At 68.1% G+C, this 9,571-nt stretch carries 8 protein-coding genes and 1 riboswitch; of the genes, 4 read left to right on the top strand and 4 right to left on the bottom strand.

Going from position 1 to position 9,571, the window contains the following annotated elements; all coding sequences use genetic code 11:
- Window positions 1-182: sulfur carrier protein ThiS (gene thiS / locus VMJ11_RS18965; RefSeq protein WP_325620926.1), on the bottom strand; the 182-nt coding region annotated here is incomplete at its 3' end.
- A gap of 42 nt (window positions 183-224) precedes the next feature.
- Window positions 225-1,373: an FAD-dependent oxidoreductase gene (locus VMJ11_RS18970; protein ID WP_325620927.1), complete on the bottom strand. Its 1,149-nt coding sequence runs from the start codon at window positions 1,371-1,373 to the stop codon at window positions 225-227.
- 243 nt (window positions 1,374-1,616) lie between these two features.
- A riboswitch (TPP riboswitch) is annotated at window positions 1,617-1,730 on the bottom strand.
- 273 nt (window positions 1,731-2,003) lie between these two features.
- Between VMJ11_RS18970 and VMJ11_RS18975 the strand changes: the two genes are divergently transcribed.
- From VMJ11_RS18975 to VMJ11_RS18990, 4 genes are all read left to right on the top strand, one after another.
- On the top strand, window positions 2,004-3,761 hold the full coding sequence (locus VMJ11_RS18975) for an ABC transporter ATP-binding protein/permease (protein ID WP_325620928.1): 1,758 nt from the start codon (window positions 2,004-2,006) through the stop codon (window positions 3,759-3,761).
- Window positions 3,758-4,543, top strand: a complete 786-nt coding sequence (locus VMJ11_RS18980) for an SDR family NAD(P)-dependent oxidoreductase (protein ID WP_325620929.1) — start codon at window positions 3,758-3,760, stop codon at window positions 4,541-4,543. The genes VMJ11_RS18975 and VMJ11_RS18980 overlap by 4 nt, the downstream gene beginning before the upstream one ends.
- Window positions 4,544-4,819: 276 nt before the next feature.
- Entirely contained in the window at window positions 4,820-6,115 is a 1,296-nt protein-coding gene (locus VMJ11_RS18985) for an MFS transporter (protein WP_325620930.1), read from the top strand.
- A 55-nt stretch (window positions 6,116-6,170) separates the two neighbouring features.
- The gene (locus VMJ11_RS18990; protein WP_325620931.1) at window positions 6,171-7,535 is read left to right on the top strand and encodes a D-amino acid dehydrogenase; all 1,365 of its coding nucleotides are present in this window, start codon (window positions 6,171-6,173) and stop codon (window positions 7,533-7,535) included.
- A gap of 79 nt (window positions 7,536-7,614) precedes the next feature.
- On the opposite strand, the gene thpR is transcribed toward VMJ11_RS18990, so the two are convergent.
- Entirely contained in the window at window positions 7,615-8,163 is a 549-nt protein-coding gene (gene thpR / locus VMJ11_RS18995; protein WP_325620932.1) for an RNA 2',3'-cyclic phosphodiesterase, read from the bottom strand.
- Window positions 8,164-8,435: 272 nt separating this feature from the next.
- Window positions 8,436-9,571: glutamate synthase subunit beta (locus VMJ11_RS19000; protein WP_325620933.1), on the bottom strand; the 1,136-nt coding region annotated here is incomplete at its 5' end.

Raw genomic sequence — 9,571 nt, forward strand, 5'->3', positions numbered from 1 at the left:
GGGCTCACGACGTCGAGGCGGTCGCCCGCCTGGAGCGCGCGCGCGCCATGCTGGGCGCGCGCCACGAAATCGCCGTTCAGCGCGACGGCGAACGGCGGACGCGCGCCAAATGCGGCGAGCGCATCGGCGACAGTCGCGCCCTCGGGCAGCGTGATTGGCTTCTGGTTGATTTGAATGTCCATGGCAAATACGTTCTCAAACTGCGGATTGTTTCTGGTGAGGCGTCAGGCCGGCTCGTGCGCGCCCTGCGCGTGCAGCATGTCGCCCCAGCGCGACGCGCGGCGCAGCGACTCGAAGGAGTCGGCATCGCTCACACGGGCATCGAGCAGCGCCTGGGCGAAGCGCGCGGCTTCGTCGGCGACTTCCGGCGCGATCATGAAACCGTGCCGATAGAGACCGTTCACGCGCAGCGTCGTCTTGCCGTCCCAAATGAGCGCCGGGCGGTGATCGGGCAGCGTCGGGCGGCACTGCGTGTTCAACTCGAGGATGCGCGCCTCGCCGAACGCCGGATGCACGGCGAACGCCGCGCTCAGCAGTTCGAGCGCGGAGCGCACGCTCACGGGCGAACGGTCTTCGCCTTCGATCTCGGTCGCGCCGATCACATAGAGATCGTTCTGCTTCGGCGCGATATAGAGCGGGTAACGCGGATGCAGGAGGCGCACCGGACGCGTGAGCCCGATGCCCGGCGCGTGCACGCGCGCCACCTCGCCGCGAATGCCACGCAGGCTCGGCAGCGCAGGTTTCGCGCCCAGCCCGCGGCAATCGATCGTCACGGCAGCGCGCGGCGGATTGGCTTCGTCGACCGTGGTGTGCCAGTGCGTCTGAACCCCGCGTGCAGCGAGCCCGGCCGCGAGCGCGGCCAGCGCCTGACGGTTGTCGAGCTGGCCCTCGCCCTCCAGCAGCCAGCCGCGCGCAAAGCGACCGGCGAGCGCGGGCTCGGCCGCGTCGAGCTGCGCGCCGGCGAGCGCGACGAAATTCGCTTCGGCGAGCGAGCGCGGCGCGTTGGCACGCACGCGGCGCTCGAAGAGCGGCGCCTCGGTGCGATCGGCGTGATGCCAGACCACGAGCGTGCCATTGCGCTGGAAGAAAACAGGCTCGGGCAGCTCGGCCAGGATGCGCGGCCAGGTTTCGAGCGAAGCGACGCCAAGCTCGGTGATGAGCAGTTCGGCAACCGCGGCTTCGGCCAGCGGCGCGAGCATGGCCGCCGCGACCCAGGCCGCAGCTTCGCCGCCTTCGGGACCGCCGCGCTCGTACAGCGCGACGCGATGCCCCGCGCCCGCGAGGCGCCACGCCACGAGCCGGCCGCACAGGCCGCCGCCGATCACGGCGAAATCGGGCGTGCCGCCCACGAGATTGTCATGGGCGCGGCTCATGACGACGCTCCCGCACGCAGGGGGCGAATCAAGGCGCAAACCAGGGAACAAGCAAGAAAATGAGCGGTCATCGTATCCTTTCCGTACGGCAGCAGCAGACGTACCCAAGGACGAAACCGGCTGGCAAGGCCGACCGCGCAGGCGATGCAGCGCAATTGGCCCGCGCCACAAAGGACGGACCCAATGCGCCGAACGCGCAGCTCGGCGGGGGACCTGGTGCCCCTGCAAAGGCTGGGGCTCCGGCAAGACTTTCTGGAAACTTCCCGCGCCGGTATTACCCGGATCGGGTGCGAAGGGTCTCTCTCAGCCTCACTGCGGCATGTCAGGCATACCGGTGAAGCACCCCTGTTTCGTCAACGGCCATTAGACCACAAAACGCGCGAGGCCCGCAAACCTCGACGGGCCGGCCCCTGTGCTCTGGCACAATGCCTCGAACCCGCCGCTTTCGCCCGCCGCCCGCGTGCGGTGAGACAATGAGCGCCACGCTACGGCGCTGCCAGCGCGCGCTTATGTCTCATTAAGTCTCACTTAAGCGGCCGACGACAGAATCGCTGCAAAAATCGCTGCAAGGCGGCCACGGGCCGCGCGCGGCGCGTGGCCCGAGCGGGCCGGCACAACATCAGGATGCACATGACCAACCTCTCTTCCCGCGCCACGCCCGATCAGGACGAGCATCACAAGATCACCGCGTGGAGCCTGATCAAGCCCTACTGGGTGTCCGAGGAACGCTGGATCGCCTGGGGCCTGCTCGTCGCGATCATCGTGATGAACCTGCTCGTCGTGTGGATCAACGTGCGGCTCAACAGCTGGAACGCCGACTTCTACAACGCGCTGCAGAACAAGGACGTCAAGCAGTTCCCGCATCTGCTGATGATCTTCACGGTCCTCGCTTTCGGCTTCATCATCCTCGCGGTGTACGGGCGCTATCTGCGCCAGATGCTCGGCTTTCGCTGGCGCCAGTGGCTCACCACCCGCTTTCTCGGTGAGTGGCTCGGCAAGGGCGCGTTCTACCGCATCGAGCGCGACCGGCTCGCCGACAACCCTGACCAGCGGATCAGCGACGACCTCCAGTCGTTCGCCACGACCACGCTCGCGCTCACGCTCGACCTCCTCTCGACGGTCGTCACGCTCGTCTCGTTCATCACGATCCTGTGGACGCTCGCGGGCGCGCTCACGATCACGCTGGGCGGCCACCCGCTCGCGATTCCGGGCTACATGGTCTGGGCCGCCGCGCTCTACGCCGTGTTCGGCTCGCTCGTGATCCAGAAGGTCGGCCATCCGCTCGTGTCGATCAACTACCAGCAGCAAAAAGTCGAGGCGGACTTCCGCTTCGGCCTCATCCGCCTGCGCGAGAACGCCGAGCAGATCGCCTTCTACGACGGCATGGACACCGAGCGCAAGAACGCGCAAGGCCTCTTCCAGCACATCCGCGAAAACTGGTGGCGCGTCATGAAGTACACGAAGCGCCTCACCTTCGTGCTGAGCTTCTACGGCCAGATCGCCATCATCTTCCCGCTCGTCGTCGCGGCGCCGCGCTACTTCGCGGGGGCGTTCTCGTTCGGCGTGCTGATGCAGATCTCGCAGGCATTCGGCACCGTGAGCGACTCGTTCTCATGGTTCATCAACAGTTACTCCACGCTGGTCGAATGGCGCGCCACCGTCAACCGTCTGCGCGAATTCGTGCGCGTCGTCCACTCGCCGCGCCTGAAGGAGTCGGTCTCGCCCGCTACCGAGCATGGCGGCATCAACCTGCACTTCGTCGACAGCAACGAGCTCGCCACCGAGCACCTCAAGCTCGCGCTGCCCAACGGCCAGCCGCTCTCCGAAGTGCGCGACATCGCCATCAAGCCCGGCTCGCGCTGGCTCGTGCGCGGGCCTTCGGGCTCGGGCAAGAGCACGCTGATGCGTGCGCTCGCGGGCCTCTGGCCGTTCGGCGAAGGCTCGATCGACGCGCCGGTCGACGCGCGCATGATGTTCATTCCGCAGCAGAGCTATCTGCCGATCGGCACCCTCAAGGCCGCGCTCACCTACCCCTCACCCGCCAATGACTACAGCGAGGACGATTGCCGCGAAGCGCTGCGCGCCTGCCACCTCGAAGAGTATGTGGACCGCCTGAACGAGTCGGCGCACTGGACTCGCGTGCTCTCGCCGGGCGAACAGCAACGCCTCGCGGGCGCGCGCGTGCTGCTGCACAAGCCCGACTACCTGTTCCTCGACGAAGCGACGAGCGCGCTCGACGCCGACAACGAAGGCCGCCTCTACAAGCTCTTCATGGAGCGTCTGCCGAAGGCGGCGATCGTGAGCGTGGCGCACCGCGAATCGCTTGCGGCCTACCACCACGAAACGCTCGAAATCGAGCGCATGCCTGAAGAGCGGGTGGCCGCGTGAGCGCGGCCGGCGCAGGCACGAGCGTCACGCGCGTCGTCCTGATCACCGGCGCGGGCTCGGGCATCGGCGCGGCGCTCGCGCGTCGCATTGCCGTGCCCGGCATCGCGCTGATGCTGCACGCGCGCGGTGCGGACGAAGCGGCGCGTGCGCGACTCGCAGCCGTCGCCGCAGAGTGCGCACAACGAGGCGCGACCTGCGCCACGGCGTTCGGCGACCTCGCCGGCCCGGGCAATGCGGCCGGGCTCGTGGAAGCGACGCTCGCGCAATTCGGCGCGCTCGACCAGCTCGTAGCCAACGCCGGGCACGCGCAACGCCAGACGCTCGCCGCGCTCGACTTCGGCTCGCTCGAAGGCGCGTTCGCCGCCATGCCTGCCGCGTTCGCGGCGCTCGTGCAGCGCGCGCGGCCGGCGCTGGAACGCTCGGCTTGCGCACGCGTGGTCGCGCTCAGCTCCTTCGTTGCGCACCGATATCGCGCCGACGCACCCTTCGCCGCCACCGCCGCCGCAAAAGCCGCACTCGAATCGCTCGCGAAAACCGCCGCCGCGGAGCTGGCGCCGCATGGCGTGACCGTGAACTGCGTCGCGCCCGGTTATACTCGCAAGGACAAGGGCCCCACGCCCGAGAACGCACCCGCCTGGGCGCGCGCGGCAGAGGAAACCCCGCTCGGCCACGTGGCCGATCCCGCCGATATCGCGGAACTCATCGCCTTCCTGCTCTCCGACGCCGCACGCCACATCACCGGCCAGGTGATCCATGTCGACGGCGGGCTGACGCTCGGCTAACACGCGCGCTCGCTTGAGCAGTTCGCCGCGCCGCCCATCGTTCGCTTGCTATCGAATGAAAGCAGCGCCGGCGCCCCCCCAAATTGTTACCCTGGCCTGAGCGCGGTTTCGCACCGTAAAATACCCCCGCAGCACACCGGAGACGGGCGGCGGTCGCACAGCGTCCGCGCCGCGCGCACGCGCCACTCGAAGCACCTGCGGGCCGAGCGTGTCGCTTGCGCCATAAGCGCCGCTCGATAAACCGTGGCGTGCACAACAACAGGGGGAAGACAGGCGATGGGCTCATTTCAATGGTTCACCGAGTTGAACGAGCGTGAGCGGCGCACGCTCTACGCGGGTTTCGGCGGCTACGCCGTCGACGCGTTCGACTTCATGATCTACTCGTTCCTGATCCCGACGCTCATCGCGACCTGGGGCATGACCAAGAGTCAGGCTGGCATGATCGCCACGAGTTCATTGATCTCGTCGGCGCTTGGCGGCTGGCTCGCCGGCATTCTCGCCGACCGCTACGGCCGCGTGCGTGTGCTGCAGTGGACCATCGCCACCTTCGCGCTCTTCACCTTCCTCTCCGGCTTCACCCACTCGTTCTGGCAACTGCTCACCACGCGCACGCTGCAGGGCATCGGCTTTGGCGGCGAATGGTCGGTCGTCACGATCATGATGGCCGAGACGATCCGCTCGCCGCAGCATCGCGCCAAAGCCGTGGGCACCGTGCAGAGCAGCTGGTCGTTCGGCTGGGCCGCGGCCGCCATCCTCTACTGGGCCTTCTTCGCTTTGCTGCCCGAGGAATACGCGTGGCGAGCCTGCTTCTGGATCGGCATCCTGCCGGCGCTCTGGATTCTCTATGTGCGCCGCAACGTGAGCGATCCCGAGATCTTCGTCGCGACACGCCGCGCGCGCGAAAGCGGCGCGATGCAAGGCCACTTCCTGCAGATCTTCTCTCGCGCGCATCTCGCCACCACCGTGCTCGGCAGCGTGCTGTGCACCGGCATGCTCGGCGGCTACTACGCCATCACCACCTGGCTGCCCACCTACCTCAAGACGGTGCGCCACCTCTCGGTGTTCAACACGAGCGGCTATCTGATCGTGCTGATCGTGGGCTCGTTCACGGGCTATATCGTCGGCGCGATACTCTGCGACAAGATCGGCCGGCGCGCCTCGTTCATCCTCTTCGCGATCGGCTCGTTCGCGCTCGGCATGGCCTATACGATGCTGCCCATCACCGACGCCGCCATGCTCCTGCTCGGCTTTCCACTCGGCATCGTCGTGCAGGGCATCTTCGCGGGCGTGGGCGCGTATCTCTCCGAGCTCTATCCGAACACGATTCGCGGCTCGGGCCAGGGCTTCTGCTACAACCTCGGGCGCGGTCTCGGCTCGTTCTTCCCCATCCTCGTGGGCGTCCTCGCGCAAACCAACTCGCTCGTGAAGGCGATCGGCGTGGTCGCGGGCGCGGGCTATCTGCTCGTGATCGTCGCGGCGCTTTGCCTGCCCGAGACGAAGGGCAAGGTGCTCGCCACCGGGAACCCCACCGGGACGAGCGAGCGCTCGTCCGCGGAGTCCACTGCACGATGAGCCCGAACGTGCTGCAATACCTTCCGTCCCTTTGACCCCTTTGCGCACGACCGGCATGAAAACGATCGTCCTCGGCGCCGGTGTGATCGGCGTCGCTACTGCGTACTATTTGAGCGAGCGAGGCTGCGACGTCACGGTCGTCGAGCGGGAACCGGGCGTCGCGCTCGGCACGAGCTTCGGCAACGCCGGCGTGATCGCGCCCGGCTACGTCACGCCGTGGGCCGCGCCCGGCATGCCTACAAAGCTCATCAAGTACCTGCTCAAGCCCACCTCCCCGCTCATCTTCCGGCCCACGCTCGACGCCGCGCAATGGCGCTGGATCGCGCGCTGGCTGCGCGAATGCGATCTCGCGCGCTTTCGCGTGAACAAGCAGCGCATGCAGCGCATCGCCTACTACAGCCGCGAATGCCTGCACGCGTTTCGCGCCACGCATGCGTTCGAGTACGGGCGCAGCCAGGGCTATCTGCAGCTCTTTCGCAGCGACTACGACCTGGAACTCGCGCAACCGGCGCTTGGCGTGCTGCGCGACGCGGGCATCGCCTACCGCGAGCTCGATCCCGCCGCCTGCGCGCAGGTCGAGCCGGGTCTCGCCTGGTCGCGCGTGAAACCGGTGGCGGGCGTCTATCTGCCCGACGACGAAGCCGGCGACTGCGCGCGCTTCACGCGCGAGTTGCGCGCCGTGTGCGAAGCGCGAGGCGTGACGTTTCTGTTCGACACCGAGGTGCTCGCGCTCGAAGCCGCAGGCGGCAAGGTGAGCGGCGTGCGCGTGCGCGCCGTGCCCGGCCGCCGCACGGCAAACAGCCGAAAGGACCGGCGCGAGCAGCGCCTCGCACCGGCCGAGGTGCTGCGCCCCGCCGAGCGCAGCGAGCCCGCGGACGCCACGCCGCAGACGCTGGCCGCCGACGCCGTGGTGGTCGCGCTCGGCGTGGAGAGCGCGGCGCTCGTCGCGCCGCTCGGCGTGCGCGTGCCGCTGTATCCGGTGAAGGGCTATTCGGCCACGCTGCCGGTGGTCGACGAGCAGAAGGCGCCGCGCGCCGCGCTCATGGACGAGTCGCTCAAGACGGCGATCACGCGCTTCGGGCCTTACCTGCGCGTGGCGGGCACGGCGGAGCTTGGCAACCACCGCGCGACGCTGCGTGAGCAGGCGCTGCAAACGCTCATGAAGGTGCTCGACGACTGGTTTCCGCACGCGGCCACGCCTTCTTCGGCGCAGTTCTGGGTCGGACGCCGGCCGATGGTGCCGGACGGCGCGCCGCTGCTGGGCGGCTCGGGTGTCGATGGGCTGTGGCTGAACGTCGGGCACGGCTCGACGGGTTGGGCGATGTCGATGGGCTCGGGCCGCGTGCTCGCGGATCTCGTCACGCAGCGCAAGCCGGAGATCGATCTCGATGGGCTGACGCTGGCGCGGTATCGGCGGTGACGCGCGGTGTTGAAGCGCGCAGTAAAACACGGCGCTCAGCCCGCGCCCTGTCCGCGCGCGACAGGGCATCGGCCGTGCATCAATCGAGCGTCACGCTGGCCAGCGCTTCATAACGCGCGCCCTGTCGAGCGAGCGTGCTCGAATACAGCACGAGCGACTCGAACCGCAGAGGCGGTAGCGCCTCGCCGCTCACGGCCGGCGGCGCACCCACGGCGTCGCGCGCGAACCGCGCGATCGTCACGTGCGGGCGAAACGCGCGCGCGTCGAGCGGCAGTCCCACTTCGCCCATGAGCGACCGCACGCGCCAGTCGAGCGACGTGAATGCATCCGACATCGCCAGTACGGCCACCATCAATCGCGGATGCGAGCGGCCTGGCCAGCACTCGATCTTCGTCACCGGCGCGGGCGGTACGAGCGGCGCATGCTCCGCCAGCCGGCGCGAGAGCGCCTCGCCCTGGACGAACGACATCGCGCCGATGAATGCCACCGTCAGATGCAGTTGCGCATACGGCACGCGCCGCGCGTTGGGCGGCACGTCGAGCGCGGCGAGTGCGTCGCGCGACGCCGCATCCGGCGCGAGCGCGACGAAGCAGCGCCGCCACTGATCGGTCTCGCGTGCTTCGGACATGATCGGCGGGCCTCGATGGGTCGGGCAATCGCGTCATGGTAACTTGTCGGCCGGAGTTAGTGTGTCGACGGAAAGTTGCTGCTTTCGCGCCTGCTCTCCGGCCCACGACATTCACTCTGGCCCCGCGCGGCACGGCGCACGCCCCTGCAAACCCGCTCTCGGCCACGCATCTCCGACGCAAAAATTCCAGGGCGCAAAAAAGCCGGGCCACCCTTACGGGTGCCCGGCCCTTCGCCGAAGCAGAAAACGTGGCCTCTGCCCGCCTTAGCGCCTTAGCGCGGCAGCTCCGAGCTGCCCATCAAGTACGCATCGACCGAACGCGCGCACTGACGACCTTCCCGGATCGCCCAGACGACGAGCGACTGGCCGCGACGCATGTCGCCGGCGGTGAAGACCTTGTCGACCGACGTGTAGTACGCCTTCTCGCCTTCGGTCGAGGCGCGCACGTTGCCGCGCGCATCCTTTTCGACGCCGAACGCTTCGAGCACCGGCGAGACCGGCTGCGTGAAGCCCATGGCGAGCAGCACGAGGTCGGCCTTCATTTCGAATTCCGAGCCCGGCACTTCGACCATCTTGCCGTCCTTCCACTCCACTCGCGCGGCGATGAGCTTCTCGACCTTGCCGTTCTTGCCTTCGAGGCGCTTGGTCGCGACCGCCCAGTCGCGCGAGCAGCCTTCCTCGTGCGACGACGAGGTGCGCAGCTTGATCGGCCAGTACGGCCACACGAGCGGCTTGTTCTCTTCCTCGGGCGGCTGCGGCAGCAGTTCGAACTGCGTGACGCTCTTCGCGCCATGACGGTTCGAGGTGCCCACGCAGTCGGAGCCCGTGTCGCCGCCGCCGATCACGACGACGTGCTTGCCCTTCGCGACGAGCTGGCCCGGCAGCTTGTCGCCGGCGTTGACCTTGTTCTGCTGCGGCAGGAATTCCATCGCGTAGTAGATGCCTTCCAGCTCGCGGCCCGGCACCGGCAGGTCGCGCGGCGTTTCCGAGCCGCCGGCGATCACCACGGCGTCGAACTGTTCCTTCAGCGCTTCGGGCGAGATGGTTTCCTTCGCCGTGTTGGCGATGAACGCAGGCAGTTCACCCTTGCCGATGAACACGTTGGTGCGGAACGTCACGCCTTCGGCTTCCATCTGGCGCATGCGGCGGTCGATCAGCCACTTCTCCAGCTTGAAGTCGGGGATGCCATAACGCAGCAGGCCGCCGATGCGGTCGTTCTTCTCGAACACGGTCACGTCGTGGCCCGCGCGCGCGAGCTGCTGCGCAGCGGCGAGGCCCGCGGGACCCGAGCCGACGACGGCGACCTTCTTGCCCGTCTTGTGCTTCGGCACCTGCGGCGCGACCCAGCCTTCGGCCCAGGCCTTGTCGATGATCGCGTGCTCGATCGACTTGATGCCGACCGGGTCGT

This window comes from Paraburkholderia sp. (genome assembly GCF_035501035.1).
GTDB lineage: Bacteria > Pseudomonadota > Gammaproteobacteria > Burkholderiales > Burkholderiaceae > Paraburkholderia.

What these genes read in the sequence shown, in the direction of transcription:
- VMJ11_RS18970 (WP_325620927.1), bottom strand. Translation starts at nt 1,373, where the DNA reads ATGAGCCGCGCCCATGACAATCTCGTGGGCGGCACGCCCGATTTCGCC.
- VMJ11_RS18975 (WP_325620928.1), top strand. Translation starts at nt 2,004, where the DNA reads ATGACCAACCTCTCTTCCCGCGCCACGCCCGATCAGGACGAGCATCAC.
- VMJ11_RS18985 (WP_325620930.1), top strand. Translation starts at nt 4,820, where the DNA reads ATGGGCTCATTTCAATGGTTCACCGAGTTGAACGAGCGTGAGCGGCGC.
- VMJ11_RS18990 (WP_325620931.1), top strand. Translation starts at nt 6,171, where the DNA reads ATGAAAACGATCGTCCTCGGCGCCGGTGTGATCGGCGTCGCTACTGCG.
- thpR (WP_325620932.1), bottom strand. Translation starts at nt 8,163, where the DNA reads ATGTCCGAAGCACGCGAGACCGATCAGTGGCGGCGCTGCTTCGTCGCG.